This is a genomic window from Methylocystis sp., assembly GCF_051062815.1.
Classification (GTDB): Bacteria; Pseudomonadota; Alphaproteobacteria; order Rhizobiales; family Beijerinckiaceae; genus Methylocystis.
The window spans coordinates 1-16578 of sequence record NZ_JBPFDU010000061.1; the positions used below are offsets into that span (position 1 = coordinate 1).

At 65.2% G+C, this 16578-nt stretch carries 12 protein-coding genes; 6 read left to right on the forward strand and 6 right to left on the reverse strand.

Annotated elements, in window-relative coordinates; all coding sequences use genetic code 11:
• Positions 1-417 precede the first annotated feature (417 nt).
• Positions 418-1356 (forward strand): nickel/cobalt efflux transporter, encoded by a 939-nt coding sequence (locus tag ACR65W_RS09910; RefSeq protein ID WP_434500155.1) that lies wholly within the window; start codon positions 418-420, stop codon positions 1354-1356.
• Between the two features lie 2 nt (positions 1357-1358).
• Here ACR65W_RS09910 and ACR65W_RS09915 read toward each other — a convergent pair whose 3' ends face one another.
• From ACR65W_RS09915 to ACR65W_RS09925, 3 genes are read right to left on the reverse strand one after another with little or no spacing between them, the layout of a single operon-like run.
• Complete coding sequence (locus ACR65W_RS09915; RefSeq protein WP_434500156.1) at positions 1359-2246, reverse strand: SDR family oxidoreductase; 888 nt, start codon at positions 2244-2246, stop codon at positions 1359-1361.
• A 31-nt stretch (positions 2247-2277) separates the two neighbouring features.
• Complete coding sequence (locus tag ACR65W_RS09920; protein ID WP_434500157.1) at positions 2278-5031, reverse strand: heavy metal translocating P-type ATPase; 2754 nt, start codon at positions 5029-5031, stop codon at positions 2278-2280.
• 37 nt (positions 5032-5068) lie between these two features.
• Positions 5069-5554, reverse strand: a complete 486-nt coding sequence (locus tag ACR65W_RS09925) for a methyltransferase family protein (RefSeq protein ID WP_434500158.1) — start codon at positions 5552-5554, stop codon at positions 5069-5071.
• 152 nt (positions 5555-5706) lie between these two features.
• Between ACR65W_RS09925 and ACR65W_RS09930 the strand changes: the two genes are divergently transcribed.
• Genes ACR65W_RS09930 through ACR65W_RS09945 form a run of 4 tightly spaced genes read left to right on the forward strand, consistent with a single transcriptional unit; the run spans position 5707 to position 9102 of the window.
• A complete protein-coding gene (locus ACR65W_RS09930) occupies positions 5707-6051 on the forward strand; it encodes a ClpX C4-type zinc finger protein (RefSeq protein WP_434500159.1) in 345 nt (114 codons plus the stop codon).
• A 17-nt stretch (positions 6052-6068) separates the two neighbouring features.
• Positions 6069-7202 (forward strand): 8-amino-7-oxononanoate synthase, encoded by a 1134-nt coding sequence (locus tag ACR65W_RS09935; RefSeq protein WP_434500160.1) that lies wholly within the window; start codon positions 6069-6071, stop codon positions 7200-7202.
• Positions 7199-7834: a dethiobiotin synthase gene (bioD, locus tag ACR65W_RS09940; RefSeq protein ID WP_434500161.1), complete on the forward strand. Its 636-nt coding sequence runs from the start codon at positions 7199-7201 to the stop codon at positions 7832-7834. Before ACR65W_RS09935 ends, bioD begins: the two co-directional genes overlap by 4 nt.
• Complete coding sequence (locus tag ACR65W_RS09945; RefSeq protein WP_434500162.1) at positions 7831-9102, forward strand: adenosylmethionine--8-amino-7-oxononanoate transaminase; 1272 nt, start codon at positions 7831-7833, stop codon at positions 9100-9102. The genes bioD and ACR65W_RS09945 overlap by 4 nt, the downstream gene beginning before the upstream one ends.
• An 8-nt stretch (positions 9103-9110) precedes the next feature.
• Here ACR65W_RS09945 and ACR65W_RS09950 read toward each other — a convergent pair whose 3' ends face one another.
• The 3 genes from ACR65W_RS09950 to ACR65W_RS09960 form a co-directional block, all read right to left on the reverse strand.
• A complete protein-coding gene (locus tag ACR65W_RS09950) occupies positions 9111-10868 on the reverse strand; it encodes an AMP-binding protein (protein ID WP_434500163.1) in 1758 nt (585 codons plus the stop codon).
• Positions 10869-11008: 140 nt separating this feature from the next.
• Positions 11009-12013 (reverse strand): nickel/cobalt transporter, encoded by a 1005-nt coding sequence (locus ACR65W_RS09955; RefSeq protein ID WP_434500164.1) that lies wholly within the window; start codon positions 12011-12013, stop codon positions 11009-11011.
• Positions 12010-12723 (reverse strand): DUF1007 family protein, encoded by a 714-nt coding sequence (locus tag ACR65W_RS09960; RefSeq protein WP_434500165.1) that lies wholly within the window; start codon positions 12721-12723, stop codon positions 12010-12012. Before ACR65W_RS09960 ends, ACR65W_RS09955 begins: the two co-directional genes overlap by 4 nt.
• A gap of 205 nt (positions 12724-12928) precedes the next feature.
• Between ACR65W_RS09960 and ACR65W_RS09965 the strand changes: the two genes are divergently transcribed.
• Positions 12929-16444 (forward strand): indolepyruvate ferredoxin oxidoreductase family protein, encoded by a 3516-nt coding sequence (locus ACR65W_RS09965; RefSeq protein ID WP_434500166.1) that lies wholly within the window; start codon positions 12929-12931, stop codon positions 16442-16444.
• Positions 16445-16578: the final 134 nt, after the last annotated feature.

Here is a 16578-nt window from a genome sequence, read left to right on the forward strand (position 1 = left end):
GATATGCCCTAAGCGATACTGACGAATTGAAATAAAAGCCCCCGGCCCAAAAGGCCGGGGGTTTTCGTTTGGAGCCGCCCCGCGCCGCCTGTGCCGCAAACCAAGCGCGCCTTCCTATGACGACGCGCCTCCCGCGCGAACACAGAACGCGCCTTCTGCGCGAAGGCGTTGCGCCGAGCGTCAAGCGGCGTTCTGCAAGTCGCCCGCGAAATCCCGCGCAACGCGAACATTCGCGCCTTGGCGCCGTGCTGCTTCTATTTCTCTGTTTCTACTGGCGCTTGTTTCATCAAGCGCCGCTAACTATAAAATACGGGGGGTAAGGCTGCCTCGTGACCGACGGCGCATTGGAGCGCCGCCGGGAGGCCGCGCCCCTTCCATCGCCTCGGCATTGCGCCTGAGGAGCCCACGGCGAGCACGATGTCCGACCTCTCCGAAGTCTTTCGCGCCGGCGCGACGAACGCCTGGATTTTTGCGCCGAGCGCGGTGGCCTTGGGCGCGCTGCACGGACTCGAGCCGGGCCACTCGAAGACGATGATGGCGGCGTTCATCGTCGCGGTTCGCGGCACCGTGGCGCAAGCGGTGCTGCTTGGCGTCGCGGCGACAATTTCCCATACGGCGATCGTCTGGGCCGTGGCGCTGACCGGGCTTTATCTCGGCGCGCAACTGAACGTCGAGGCGAATGAACCTTATCTGCAGATTGTCTCTGGCGCGTTGATCATCGCCGTCGCTGTTTGGATGATGTGGCGAAGCTGGCGCGATATCGCCGCCACAGCAGCCGTGACGGCGCCGGCGCATGAGCGCGGACGGTTTCCGGCCGGCGCCAGCGCCGCGCATGGCCACTCGCACAACGGAGACCATGTTCACGGGCATGTCCACGGCGATGTTCACGCCCATGTTCACGTCCATGACGGCGGCGTGCCGCATACCCATCAGGAAGAGGAATTCGAGAGCGCGCTCCTCGACGTCGATCCCACCGTCTACGCTGACGCGCATGAGCGCGAACATGCCTTGGATATCGATCGGCGCTTCGCCAGTCGCCGCGTGACGACCGGACAGATCATTCTCTTCGGCCTGACGGGCGGGCTCATCCCCTGTCCCGCATCGATTACCGTGCTTCTGCTCTGCCTGCAGGTCGGCCGCATCGGGCTCGGCGCGCTGCTCGTGCTCTGCTTCAGCGTCGGTCTGGCGCTGACCCTCGTGCTTGTCGGGGTGGCGGCGGCGCTCGGCATGCGTCACGCCGCGTCGCGCTGGCCAGGATTGGAAGCGCTGGCGGCCCGCGCCCCCTATGTGTCAGGCGCGATCGTCGCCGCGGTCGGCGCCTATACGATCGCAGTGGGCGCAGCCGCGCTGGGGTAGAGCTATTTGCCGAGGTGAAACGCCGACTTCGTCACCTTTGCGCTGATCGGCGCGTCGAGGAAAAAGTCGAGCACGGCGTCGACCCTCGGATCGACGGCGTAGGTCGAGAAGTCGGTCATGCCTTCTTCCTTTAGGACCTCTACGTCGATGAAGAAATTCCCGCTGCAGCTCTGTGCGGGACGAACCAGAATGGCGTGCGCGGCGTCCGCGACGATCTCGGGCTTTCGGGACCGGCGCAGCAGTTCGTCGCCGCCGAGAAGATTGCCCACGGCGGCCGTCGCGATCGCGGTCTCCGGCCACAGCGAATTCACGGCGACCCCGTCGGCGGCGAGGTCCCGTGCGAGGCCGAGCGTCACGAGGCTCATCCCATATTTCGACATTGTGTAGGCGAGGTTGGGCGAAAACCACTTCGGGTTCAGATCCAGCGGCGGCGACAGCGTCAAGATGTGCGGATTGGCGGATTGGCGCAGATGCGGCAGCGCCGCCTTGCAGCACAGATAGGTCCCGCGCGCGTTGATCTGATGCATCAGATCGAAGCGCTTCATCTCGAGCGCGTCGATCCCACGCAGATCGATGGCGCTGGCGTTGTTGACCAGGATGTCGATCCCGCCAAAGCAGGACGCGGCCTGACTGACCGCCGCCTCGACCTGATCGTCGAAGCGAATGTCGCAGGGCACGGCGAGCGCCTGTCCGCCCGCCGCTTCGATCTCCGCCGCCGCCGTGTAGATCGTGCCGGGAATTCTCGGGTTTTCGGTCACGCTCTTCGCCGCGACGACGACATTCGCGCCGTCGCGCGCGGCGCGCATCGCGACCGCGAGTCCGATGCCTCGGCTCGCGCCGGTGACGAAGAGCGTTTTGCCGGCGAGCGAGCGCGTCGTTGCAGGCGTCATGGCGCGCTCGCGCCGTGGTTCGTCGTGAAACTCACGCGGCGACCTGCGCCGGATAGCCCGCTTCGCTGATCGCCTTGGCGAGCGCCTGCGCGTCTTTCGGCGACGGCGTCACGTCGACCTTGCCGGTGGCGAGATCGACCTTGACGTCGGCGTTCGGCTCGACCGATTGGACCGCCTTGGTGACATGTTTCACGCACATATTGCAGGTCATGTCTTGCACATTGAATGTCGTCATTACTTCCTCCTTGAATTCCTTATCCGCCGCGTGCGTTTCGATCGGCGTCGCTTGCGGGCCGTGGTCGGCGCTTGCGATGACCGGAGCCTTGAAGCGGCGCAGGCGCAGCGCATTGGTCAGCACGAAAACGCTCGACAGCGCCATGGCGGCGGCGCCGAACATCGGCGAGAGCAGCATGCCGTTGACGGGATAGAGCGCGCCCGCCGCGACCGGTATGAGCCCGACGTTATAGCCGAACGCCCAGAACAAATTCTGCTGAATGTTGCGCATCGTCGCGCGCGAGATCGCGAGCGCCGCCGGCACTTTGGCGAGATCGCCCGACATCAGCACCACGTCGGCGGCTTCGATCGCAATGTCGGTTCCCGTGCCGATGGCGATTCCGGCGTCTGCGGCGGCGAGCGCCGGCGCATCGTTTACGCCGTCGCCGACGAAGGCGATCCTGTTGGTTTCTCGCAGCCGCTCGAGCGTCGCGACTTTTCCGTCGGGAAGGACGCCAGCGACGACCTCGTCAATTCCCAGTCTCGCGGCGATGGCCTTCGCCGTTCGCGCGTCATCGCCGGTGATCATCGCGGTTTTGACGCCGAGCGAATGTATCGCGTCGATCGCGGCGCGGCTTGTCGGCTTCAGATCGTCGGCGACCGAGAGTATGGCGCCAAGCTTCCCGTCGACCGCGACGTAAAGCGGGGTTTTGCCTTCCTCGGCGAGCCTCTGAGCGTCCTGCGCGAAGGGCGATGCGTCGAGGCCGAGCGTCGCCATGAAGCGCTCGGCGCCGATGGCGACGGTCTTGCGGTCGACGAGTCCCGTAACTCCCATGCCGGCGATCGATCTGAAGTCGGCGCAGGGCGAAAGCGCCAGATCCGCGGCCTTGGCCGCGGCGACCAGCGCCGCGCCGACGGGATGTTCGGACTGCGCCTCGACGCTCGCGGCAAGCCGCAGAAGCTCGTTCTCCTGCTGGCCGGGCGTTGCGACGAGATCGGTCAGGCGCGGCTTGCCATAAGTGAGCGTGCCGGTCTTGTCGAAGGCGATGAGGGTGACGTCGCGCAGCGTTTGAAGGGCTTCGCCCTTGCGAAACAGCACGCCGAGTTCCGCCGCCCGGCCGGTGCCGGTCATGATCGCCGCCGGCGTCGCCAGCCCCATGGCGCAGGGGCAGGCGATGATGAGCACGGCGACCGCGTTGACCAGCGCGCAAGTGAGGCGCGGCTCCGGCCCGATCAGCATCCAGGCGACGAAAGTCAGCGCCGCGACGGCGAAAACGGCTGGGACGAAGACGGCGGTGACGCGGTCGACCATCGCCTGAATCGGCAGCTTGGCGCCCTGCGCCTGCTCGACCATGCGGATAATGCCGGCGAGCGTCGTATCCGCGCCGACGCGGGTGGCGCGAAACGAGAACCCGCCGGAGCCGTTGACAGTCGCGCCGGTGACGGCTGCGCCCGGCCGCTTGGCGACGGGCGCCGGCTCGCCGGTGACCATCGACTCATCGACATGGGACGAGCCCTGCGTGACGACGCCGTCGGTCGGGATGCGCTCGCCCGGCCGCACCAGCACGATGTCGCCGACGCGCACGTCATCGATATCGACGTCGACGGTCGCGCCGTCGCGTTCGACGCGGGCGGTTTTCGGCTGAAGCCGCGCGAGCGCGCGGATCGCCTCCGACGTGCGGCCCTTGGCGCGCGCTTCGAGATAGCGGCCGAACAGGATCAGGGTGACGATAACGACCGCCGCTTCATAATAGACATGCACCGAGCCGGCCGGCAGCGCATGGGGCGTGAAGGTCGCGACGACCGAATAGAGATAGGCGCTGAGCGTGCCCGTGGCGACGAGGGCGTTCATGTCGGGCTGGCGCCGCAACAGGGAGGGAATCCCCTTGAGGAAGAAAACCAGCCCGGGGCCAAACAGCACGACGCTGGCGAGCAGGAAGGAAATCTCGCGGATCCTCGCCTCGCCGATCACGCTCATCGTCCAGTGATGGACGGCGGGAATGAGATGCCCGCCCATTTCAACCACGAAGATCGGCGCCGTCAGAATGGCGGCGACGATGAGGCGGAAGCGCAGCGCGCGCATCTCCTCCTCACGTCGCATCTTCTCGCGATCGGCGCCGCCGGAATCGGTTTCGATCGCTCGCGGCTCATAGCCGGCCTGTGAAATCGCCCGGCGCAGACGGTCTGTCAGGCCAGGCCCGGCGAGCGCGCGCACGGTCGCGCGTTCGGTCGCCAGATTAACTTTCGCTTCCATCACGCCTGGAACGGCGCTGAGCGCCTTTTCAACATGCGAGACGCAGGAGGCGCAGGTCATGCCGCGAACGCCAATCTCAATCGTCTCGACGACCGCCTCGTAGCCCGCGTCCGAGACCGAATTTACGAGTTGCGCGAGACTCGCTCCCGGCGCCAGCGAAACTTCCGCCCGTTCGGTGGCGAGATTGGCGCTGGCGGCGTTAACGCCGGGCGTATGCGCTAGCGCCTTTTCGACATGCGACACGCAGGAGGCGCAGGTCATGCCCCGGACGGTGAAGTCGAGGCGTTCGCCGCCCGGTAAAGGAGTTTGAGCGTTCATATGTGCCGCCTCAGTCGCAACGCCCTCGCGCCTCAGTTTAAAGCCACCGCCGCGTGCGCGCCATATAGGACCGATAGTCGTCGCCAAATTTCCCAAGAAGATGCCGCTCTTCGGGCTCGATCGCCAGCTTCGTCAGCCCAAAAGCGAGAAGAGGCGTTAACAACAGCGTGAAGGGCGAGCCGAGGAACAGACCAAGTCCAAAGATCAGGGCGACATGAGACACATAGATCGGATTGCGGGAAAAGCGGAACGGCCCCTCGGTGACGAGAGAGGACGCAGCGCGATGCGGCATAATCGTCGTTTGATGGCGCGAGAGGATGCGAAAGCACCAGACGTCATTGGCCAGCGCGAGGACGACGATCGCGGCGCCGGCGAGCTGCGGCAGCGGGGAGGAAGCGCGATCGATGAGTGAAGCCCCTGTCGCGGCGTCGAGCGCCAGTCCGGCGGCGAGCGTCAGCCCCATCAAAATCGGCGGCCAGGGAATGCGGGAGGGGGGCGCGTTTGCGCCGATCTGCGCGTTCATCGCGGCTCCTATCGGGGGAAAACGCTTCTCTTAAGATCGCGGTTCGGGGCGCTCGTTTCAAGTGCGCCTTTGTCAAGGGCGACTTGACGGCAGTCCTGCAGGTTGTCAAGATCAGCTTGACACATGATCGCCCTGGACATGCGAGAGCTGTCATGCTGGCCTTGCCCAAACGTAAGCTGCGCTGTTCATTCTGCAAGAAGTCCGAGACAGAGGTCGCGCGGCTCATCGGCGGCGCAGCCGGCGGCTACATTTGCGAAGATTGCGTGGGGGTCTGCAACAAGATCCTTGACGCCGCGCCTTCGCCGTTCAAAAGCTGGGACGACCTCACCGACGAGCAGCTGTTGACCTCGATCAAGGCGAGCGAGGCCAGCGTGGCGGCGCTGCATTCACTGATTCACGCGCAAGTCGCGGCGCTTCGCAAACGCGAGGTAAGCTGGACGGCGATCGGCAAGGTCCTGGGCGTTTCCCGACAGGCCGCCTGGGAGCGTTTCTCCTGATCGAGCATCGGCCCTTCATGCTTGAGCGCTACGCGCACGATCTTGCGAACCTCGCCGCGCGCGGCAGGCTGCGCGCGCTCGCTTCGCGCGCCGGATTGGATTTCGCGTCGAATGACTATCTGGCTTTAGCCGAGTCGCCGGAACTCGCCGCGGCCGTGACGACGGCGCTGGCGCGCGGCGTTCCCGTTGGCGCCGGCGGTTCGCGGCTGTTGCGCGGCAATCATCCGGAGCATGAAGCGCTGGAAGAGGACGCGGCGCGCTTTTTTGGCGCGGAAAGCGCGCTGTATTTCAGTGGCGGCTTTAACGCCAACGAAGCGCTGCTTTCCACGGCGCCGCAGCGTGACGATCTCATTCTCTATGACGCACTCGCGCACGCCAGCGCCCATGAGGGCATGCGACTGTCGCGCGCGCCGAATGCGCGATTCCCCCATAATGACGTCGGCGCCGCCGAGGACGTGATCCGCGCCTGGCGCGAAAAGGGCGGCCGCGGGCGAATTTGGATCGTCGTGGAAAGCCTTTACAGCATGGACGGCGACAAGGCGCCGCTCGATGATCTGTTCGCGCTCGCCGCGAGGACCGACGCCTTTCTCCTGATCGACGAAGCGCATGCGACCGGCGTCTATGGCCCAGGCGGCCGCGGACTCGCCGCGCGTTTTGAAGGCGCGGAGAACGTCGTCACTTTGCATACATGCGGCAAAGCGCTGGGAGTCGCCGGCGGTCTACTCTGTCTGCCGCACGTCCTGCGCGACTTCATGGTCAACCGCTGCCGGTCCTTTATCTTCGCGACTGCGCCTTCGCCGGTTATGGCCGCCTGCGTGCGCGCGGCGCTCAAGATCATCGAAGCGGCCGACGATCGGCGCGCCGAGCTGATGTCGCGCATCGATTTCGCGGGCGCCGAACTGCGGCGGCTCTGCGCGATCGAACCTTCAGGCTCCCAGATTCAACCGGTCATCGTCGGGGCCGACATCCGCGCGACGACTCTGGCGTCGCGCCTGCAGGCGCATGGCTATGACATTCGCGCCATTCGTCCGCCAACCGTGCCGAACGGCTCTGCTCGCTTGCGCATCGCGCTGACGCTGCATGCGAGCGAAGATGACGTCGCGCGCATGATTGCGCATCTTGGCGAAGAGCTCGCGAGGCTCGAACCATGAAGCGCCGCTTCGTGATCGTGGGAACCGACACCGGCGTCGGGAAAACCGTCGTCTCCGCCGCGCTCGTCGGCGCGCTCAACGCCTGCTATTGGAAGCCCGTGCAGTCGGGCCTCGATGGCGAGACGGACTCGCAGATCGTCGCGCGTCTTTCGGGCGCGCCGGCTGAGCATATTTTCCCAGAAGCCTGGCGGCTGCGTCGACCGGCCTCGCCGCATCTTGCCGCGCGCGACGAGGGCGTCGAGATCGATGCCGCCGCGCTGAATCCGCCGCCGTGCGACGGTCCTCTGATCATAGAGACAGCGGGCGGCGTGCTGACGCCGCTCAGCGACCGCGCGTTGACGATCGACGTGCTCGAACGCTGGCGCTTGCCCGTCATACTCGTCGCGCGCACGCGTCTCGGCACGATCAATCACAGCCTGCTCACGCTCGAAGCATTGCGCAGGCGCGGAATTTCGGTAACGGGAATCATTTTCGTCGGCGACGCCGACGCCGACGCGCAACATTCGATCGAGACGATCGGCGGCGCGCGCATTCTCGGCCGTCTGCCGAAACTCGATCCTCTAAATAAAGAAACGCTCGGCGCGGCGTTTAACGCCGCAATCGCGCGCGACGCCTTCGGGAGCGGCGCGTGAGCCTCGTCACAGAGTCCCCGGTCTGGCGGCCGTTCACGCAGCATGCGCTGCAGCCCGGCGCCGTCAAGATTGCGCGCGCGGAAGGCGCTTGGCTCGAAGCCGAGGACGGCAAGCGCTTTCTCGACGCCATCTCGTCCTGGTGGGTCATCACCCACGGCCATCGCCACCCGGCGATCATGCAGGCGATCCGTGAGGAAACCGAGCGGCTCGACCAGATCATCTTCGCCGGCTTCACCCATGAGCCGGCGGAAGCCCTGGCGCGGCGCCTTGTGGCGCTGACGCCGCCGGACCTCGACTACGTGTTCTATTCCGACAGCGGCTCCACCTGCGTCGAAGTGGCGATCAAGATGGCGCTCGGCTTCTGGCGCAATCGCGGCGAAGCGCGCACGCGCATCGTCGCGCTCGAACATGGCTATCACGGCGATACGATCGGCACGATGTCCGTCGGCGCGCGATCGCCCTTCAACGCGCCTTACGAGCCGCTGCTCTACGAGGTCTCGCGCATTCCCTTCCCCACGCGCGGGCGCGCGCAGGAGACGCTCGACGCGCTGGAACGCGCCTGCCGCGACAGACCCGCCGCCTTGCTTGTCGAGCCGCTGATATTGGGCGCGGGCGGCATGCTCATCTACGGCGCCGAGACACTCGCGGAGATGAAGCGCATCTGCGCGCGTTACGACGTGCTGTTCATCGCCGACGAAGTGATGACCGGCTTCGGCCGCACCGGAACGCTCTTCGCCTGCGAGCAGGCGGGCGTCGTTCCGGACATCGCCTGCTACGCCAAGGGCCTCACCGGCGGCGCGCTGCCGCTCGCCGTCACCATGTGCAAACGCGAAGTTTTCGAGGCGCATCTATCGCCGGAGCGCGCCCGCGCCTTTTTTCATTCGAGCTCCTACACCGCCAATCCGATCGCCTGCGCGGCGGCGCTCGCCAATCTCGACGTCTGGGCGACGGGCGAACCCGCCGCCCGCGTCGCGGCGCTGTGCGACATGCAGGCGACGCGCTTAGCGCGCTTTGCCGATGACGCGCGCTTCTCGAACGCCCGTCGGCTCGGAATCGTCACGGCGCTCGATCTCAATGTCGCGGACGGCGGCTATCTTGCGACGATCGCGCTCGATCTCATGCGCTTCTTCAATGCGCGTGGTCTTCTGCTGCGCCCGCTCGGGCCGACGATCTATGTGTTCCCGCCATACTGCGTCGAGGCGGCCGAACTCGACCTCGTCTATGACGCGATCAGCGAGGCGGCCGATTGCTTCGGCGGATCTGCATAGTGCGATCGTCAGCCTTTGAGTTCGGTTCTCACGCTCTTGCCGCGTCCCTCATCAGCGACGGCATTCTTGCGCGCGAGAAATTCGTCCTTGAGCGCGCGCCGCAAGATTTTGCCGACGGTGCTCTTGGGCAGGCTCTCGCGAAATTCGTAATAGCGCGGAACCTTGTAGCTCGTCAGTTGCTCATGCGCGAAAGCGCGCAACTCTTCGCGCGTGAGGCTGGGATCGCGCGCCACGACGAACGCCATCGGCGCTTCGCCGGAATGTTCGTTCGGCACGCCGATGACCGCTGCTTCCTTCACCTTGGGGTGTTCGACGAGGACCGATTCGACTTCGTTCGGATAGACGTTGAAGCCCGAGACGAGGATCATGTCCTTCAACCGATCGACGATCTTGATGAGCCCGTCCGGGGCCATCACCGCAATGTCGCCGGTCTTGAGAAAACCGTCGGGGGTCAGGGCGTTCGCCGTCTCATCTGGCCGGCGCCAATAGCCGCCCATCAACTGCGGGCCCTTGACGCAGAGTTCGCCGCGCTCGCCAAGCGGAACGGGGTCGCCTTCGGGCGAAAGCAACGTAACTTCCGTCGACGGCGCCGGATAGCCGATCGCGCCGGTGAATTCGGCGATCGTCGGCTTGTTGACCGTCACGATCGGCGACGTTTCGGTCAGCCCATAGCCTTCGACGATCGGCTTTCCCGTCAAGGCCTTCCACTTTTGCGCCACGACCTCCTGGGTCGACATGCCGCCGGAGATGGTCAGGAGAAGATTGGAATAGTCGACCGAGCCGGCGGTGGAATGGTCGGCGATCGCCGCGTAAAGCGTGTTGACGCCAGAGAACAATGTGAACGTCGATTTCCGCAGCGTCGCGATCAGGCCCTTGATGTCGCGGGGATTGGCGATCAGCAGGCAGCAACCGCCGGTCTTCACCACAAGCAGCAGGCAGGCCGTCAGTCCGAAAATATGGTAGAGCGGCAGCGCCGTCACCATGATCAGCGGCTTACCTTCGAGGTAGGGCTTCAGCCAGGTCCACGACTGTTCGACATTGGCGGCGACGTTGCGATGCAGCAGCATGGCGCCCTTGGCGACGCCGGTCGTGCCGCCGGTGTATTGCAGAAAGGCGATATCTTCCGGCCCGATTTGCGGCGGCTTGAACGGCTCCTCGGCGCCGGCTTGCAACACATGCGCGAAGCCGACGCAGCCGGGCAGCCGATAGGCGGGGACCATGCGTTTGACCCAGCGCGAAACGAAATTGACGATCAGTCCGCGCAGCCCCATCAGATCGCCGGGCTTCATAATCACCGCACGTTCGACTTTCATGTGCGGCCAAGCGGAGGCCGCCGTATGCGCGAAGTTTTCGAACACGAACAAGAAGCGCGCGCCGGAGTCGTTCATCTGGTGCTCGAGCTCGTGCGGCGTATACAGAGGATTGACGTTCACAACGACGCCGCCGGCCAGCAGGACGCCAAAAAGCGTCGCCGGGTAGGCGAGGACGTTGGGCGACATGATCGCGACCCGATCGCCCTTTCTCAGTCCGCGCGTCTGCAGCCAGGCGGCGACGGCCACCGCGGCGCGGCCGAGCTCCTCGAAGCTGAGCGTCGCGCCGAAACTCTCCATCGCGGTCCGGTCGGCGAATTCCGCAACGCTCGCGTTGAAAATATTGACCAGCGTCGAATAGGAAGATTCGTCGATCTCCGCCGGGACGCCAGCGGGGTAGGACGAGAGCCAGGGCCGCTTGACGTAAGGGCCCTCTATTTTTTCTGCGTTGGTCATGTCGTCCTCGGCTTCGCGGGCGTGAAGCGCGCGACGCGAATCGTCCGCTGCGCCTGTGTGTTCTTGTTCAAGATAGCGCGTCTCGCGTCGAATGAGGCCATTCCCGCGGCGATCATTATGTTGCGTCGCCGCGAGCCGCGTCACGCCGTCCCGGGTGGCGCCGGTCCGAGGCCGAAGAGCAGCGAAACGCCGAGCGCCAGAACGAGGATTGCGGCGACGAACTCGCCGCCGCGGGCGATGATGACCGCGCGCCGTGAATCCTTCGCGCCAAACCGCACCGCGGCGCTTTTGGCGTAAACAGCCGTCGCGGCGAGGGCGCTCGTTGTCATCGCCGTTCCCGCCGACATGGCGATGACCGCTCCGGCGCCGGCGGCGAAAAGCCCCTGCGACAGGGTGAAGACCAGCACCAGAATCGCCCCCGAGCAGGGGCGCAGGCCGGCGGCGACGACGGTCGCGGCGGCGTCGGCGAGGCGAAACTTCGGTCCTCCCAATGTCGAAGGGTCCGGCGCATGGCGGCAGGTCGCGTCATGCACATGCGTTGGGTCGTCGATGGCCTCGCAAACGAACCCGCGCGCCGCCGGTGCGATTGCGGGCATGTGGAGGGCCGCCGATAGCGCGTGGCCTTTCACCCAGGCGAGGCGCGCGCCGAGCGCCGCGACCGCCGCATAGCTCGCAAGCTCGATGAAGTGGGTCGCGTCGCTCATCTGATTCGCGGTCGCGCGGAACAACGCCGCCGCCGCGCCGACGACGGCGATGGCGACCAGTCCTTGCAGCAGCGCGGCGAGCGCCGCGAGCAGCAGACCGCGGCGCAGCGCCGTTTCATTGGCGAGCATGTAGGATGCAAGCACCGCTTTGCCGTGGCCGGGGCCGGCGGCGTGAAAGGCGCCATAGGCGAAACTCGCCGCAGCGAGCACGAAGAACGCGGAAGGATCGGTCTTCAGCGCGCGAACGGCGGCGTGCAGCTCAGCGTGGAACTTGCTCTGCCACGCAAGGATAAGTCCGGCGACGCCCGTCGCCGCCGCGGTCGATTCTTGCGCGCCGATCGCAAACGGATGGCGCGGCGCGCCCCAGGCCGATGAGGCGGCGATCGCGGCCAGCGCCGCGGCGGTGACGCCGAGCCAAACCGCCCTCTGCCCAATCTTCACGGACAGGCCACGATCGCGCGGGTCGCCAGCTTCATGCCGAAATCGGCGCCTGGCGACATGTTCTGAAAAAACGCTTCGCTCAGTTTCTGGTTTTCAGTCGCCACGAGCGGCGCAGGTTCGATCAGACTGAGCGAGCATCCGCCCGGCGCTCCCGCGAGCGTCACGGGATCCTTCTTTTCCAGTCCGAAGGAGACGAAATAGGTCGGGTCATAGACCTGAAAGGAGAACGGCTTCTTGGCCCCGATCGGCTTCTCCAGCGGCAGGAAGAAGCGCAGGGTGACGATCTTCTTGTCATTGGCTTCGAGCGCCACATTTTCCGGCTGCTTGAACGCGAGCTTGGCGCTGTTCTGCTTGGCGAAGGTGAAAAATTCGAATTCGGCCAGCGACTCGACGTTCGTTTTGGCGAGCGGCGCAAGTTCTTCCCGGGTGGGCGGCTTGCCGTCCTTTCCGAGCCCCTGTACGGCATAGGCCGAATACATCTCGTCGAACTCCCAGGCGTGCCGAACGCCCGCGATCTTGCCGTCTGGCGCGAATACGACTTCGCTGTGCACCGCGACCCAGACATGCGGATGGGCCGAGGCCGCGCCAATGCCCGTCGCCATGGTCAAAAGGATGAGAACCCAGTCGATTTTCAGCTTCATGCGAGTCTCGCGCTTAGGCGGCGAAGGCGGCGAAAACGCGGCGCAGGCTCCCGCTTCGAGCCTGTGCATGCTAGCAGATCCGTCCTTGAAAAGGCGCTTCCGTGTGGCATAAGGTGGCGGATATAGAATCGGCGCTACTGGGCGCCTCTGCGGCGGAAGGCCGCGACCAGCTGGGTCTTTAAACCGGATTCGTTCACGGGTTGATCCTTGCTTTAGCGTGTGAGCGCAAGAGTCCCAAGCGCGCTTCGCCCCGATTTCTCGCAGGAGAGCAGTAATGGCGGACACAGCCGCCGGCGACGCAAAGACCGGCTCCGCCTTCGCCGAGGCGTCGCTCTCCGATCGATTTGATCTCGACAGGTCGCGCGTTCTGATCACCGGCACCCAGGCGATCGTGCGTATGCTCCTTATGCAGAAGGAGGCGGACCGCCGCGCTGGACTGAACACTGCGGGTTTCGTGACCGGCTACCGCGGCTCGCCGCTCGGCGGCGTCGACGCGCAGATGCACAAGGCCAAGGCGCTCTTCGACGCCAACAATATCTTGTACATGCCCGGGCTCAACGAGGATCTCGCCGCGACCGCCATCTGGGGCGCGCAGCAGGCCGAGATGCGCGGCGAAGGCAGATATGACGGCGTCTTCTCGCTCTGGTACGGCAAAGGTCCAGGCATCGACCGCAGCGGCGACGCCTTCCGTCACGTCAATCTCGCCGGCACGTCGCGCCATGGCGGCGCGCTGGCCCTCATGGGCGACGATCACACCGCCGAATCCTCAACCACCGCGCATCAGTCCGATTATCATTTTGTCGATGTGATGATCCCCATCCTGTCGCCGGCCGGCGTGCAGGAAATTCTCGATTACGGGCTTTACGGCTTCGCCCTGTCGCGTTTCGCGGGCGTCTGGGTCGGCCTCAAGCTCCTCAAGGATACGGTCGAGTCGACGGCCTCGATCGACGGTTCGCTCGACCGCATTCGCCCGATCGCGCCCCCATCTTTCTTCATGCCGCCCGGCGGCCTCAACATCCGCCCCGGCGATCCGGTTCTCGCGCAGGAAGAGCGCATGCAGGAGAGCAAGCGCGACGCGATGCTCGCCTTCATCCGCGCCAATCGCTTGAACCGCATCATCACCTCCGGCGGCGCCAATCCGAAGATCGGCGTCATCACCGTCGGCAAATCCTATCTCGACGTGCGCCAGGCGATGGACGATCTCGGCCTCGACGAAGTGAAGGCGAACGATCTCGGTCTACGCCTTTACAAGATCGCCGCGCCCTGGCCGCTGGAGCCGCAGGGTCTGCGTGAATTCGCCCGCGGCCTCGACCTCATCATCGTCGTCGAGGAGAAGCGCTCGCTCATTGAAGTGCAGCTGCGGGAGGAACTGTACGGCGCGCCGCATCAGCCGCTCTGCATCGGCAAGAAGGACGAGCGCGGCGAATGGCTGTTCCCGGTCAAGGGCGCGCTCGACTCCAATGACGTCGCCATCGCGATCGGCCGACGGCTGTTGAAATATCATTCGCTCGACGAGCTGGAGGCGCGCGTGCGCCGGCTCGAAAAGCTGCAGGATCGCCGCCGGACGATGACCGACGTCACCGTTCGCGTGCCGCATTTTTGCGCCGGCTGTCCGCATTCGACGTCGACCCATGTGCCCGAGGGCTCGCGCGCCTATACCGGCATAGGCTGCCATTACATGGCGCAATGGATGGACCGCTCGACGGAAGGCTACACCCATATGGGCGGCGAAGGCGCGAACTGGATCGGCGAAGCGCCGTTCTCGACGCGCAAGCATATGTTCCAAAATCTCGGCGACGGCACCTATAATCATTCGGGGTCGCTCGCCATCCGCTTTGCCGTCGCGACCAACACCAACATCACCTTCAAGATTCTCTTCAACGGCGTCGTCGCGATGACCGGCGGCCAGAAGCATGAAGGCGAGCTGACCGTCGAGACGATCGCGCGGCAGGTCGCGGCCGAAGGCGTGCAGAAGATCGCCCTCGTCTCCGATGAGCCTGGCAAATTTGCGCCGACGATCGGCTGGCCGCCGGGCCTGACGATCCATCATCGCAATGTCCTCAACGAGGTGCAGCGCGATCTGGCGCAAACGGACGGCGTCACCGTGCTGATCTATGATCAGACCTGCGCGACCGAAAAGCGTCGCCTGCGCAAGCGCGGGCTGATGAGCGATCCGGATTCGCGCGTCATCATCAACGAACTCGTGTGCGAGGGTTGCGGCGACTGCGGCACGGCGTCGAACTGCGTCGCGGTGCAGCCGGTTGAAACCGAATTCGGCCGCAAGCGGCGCATTGATCAGTCCGCCTGCAACAAGGACTTTTCCTGTCTCGAGGGGTTCTGCCCGAGCTTCGTCACCGTACATGGCGGGCGCATGAAAAAGGCGCCGCTGCCCTCGACGCAGGATAACGGCGGACTGCCGGCGTTGCCGGAGCCTGCGATCGCCGAGATCGGCGCCGTGCCCTACGGCGTTCTCATCGCCGGGCTTGGCGGCACGGGCGTCGTCACGGTTTCCGCCATTCTCGGCATGGCCGCGCATCTCGAGGGCAAAGGCGTTGGCGTCATCGATATGGCCGGCCTCGCGCAGAAGGGCGGGGCGGTCTATTGCCACGTGAAGATCGGCCGCACGCCGGCGGAGGTTCACGCCATCCGCATCGCCGCGGGCGAAGCCGATCTTCTGCTGGGCTGCGACCTCGTCGTCGCCGGCGCGAAGCAGGTGCTCGCCGCCGTCGAGCAGGGCAAGACCGCGGTGCTCGTCAACAGCGCCGAGGTGTTCCCCGGCGATATCGAGCGCAATCCAGACTTCGTGCTGCCTTCGGAAGAGATCAAGCAGGCGATCCGCTGGGCCGCAGGACCGGAGTCGACCTTCATCGACACCACGGCGCTGGCGCAGGCGCTGCTCGGCGACTCGATCGCCGCCAATATTTTCATCCTCGGCTACGCATGGCAGAAGGGCTATCTGCCGCTGTCCGACGCCGCGATCCTGCGCGCCATCGAACTGAACGGCGAATCCGTGCCGATGAATCAGTCGGCCTTCCTGTGGGGCCGACGCGCCGCGCATGATCTGAGCAGCGTGCTCGCCACCGTTAAGTCGCTGCGCCAGCCCAATGGCGATCGCGAGAAATCGAAGACGCTCGAGGAGATTATCGAACGTCGCGCGGCGTTTCTGGTTGATTACCAGAACGAGGCCTACGCCGCTCGCTATCGCGCCCGCGTCGAAAAGATCGCGAGGCTCGAAGCCGCGCGCGCGCCGGGTTCACGCGAACTCACCGAAGCGGTCGCGCGCTATCTCTTCAAGCTGATGGCGACGAAAGACTATTATGAGGTTGCGCGGCTATACACGGACGGCGCTTTCCAGCGCCAGCTCGAGGAAACATTCGACGGCGATCTGCGTCTCGAACTGCATCTCGCGCCGAATTTTCCGTCGCTGCAGCGCAAGACCGACTTCGGCGGCTCGCGCAAAATCACCTTCGGACCCTGGATGTTCAAGGTGCTGCGCGTGTTGGCGCGGATGAAGAGCTTGCGCAACACCTGGTTCGACGTCTTCCGCTTCGACCACGATCGCGTGGTCGAGGGCAGGTTGCTAAAGGATTACGAAGCGCTGCTCGATGAATTTGCCGCTTCGTTGACGCGGGAAAACCACGCGGGCGCCGTCGCGCTGGCGCGCCTGCCGGAATACATCCGCGGGTTTGGCCACATCAAGGCCCGACACATCGCGGCGGCGGACGCTGAGCGCGAGCGGCTCATGGCCGAATATCGCCAGCCAAGCGCGGTGAAACTCGCCGCCGAGTGAGTCCGCCGGGATTAAGCGGTGATATAAATCCGACCGCCAGCGCCTCGGGGCTGTCATTCCCGACAGGCCAAAGGCCTGATCGGGAATCCAGAGCCACATTGCGAGGCTGGATTTGGCCCTGGATTCCCGATCGC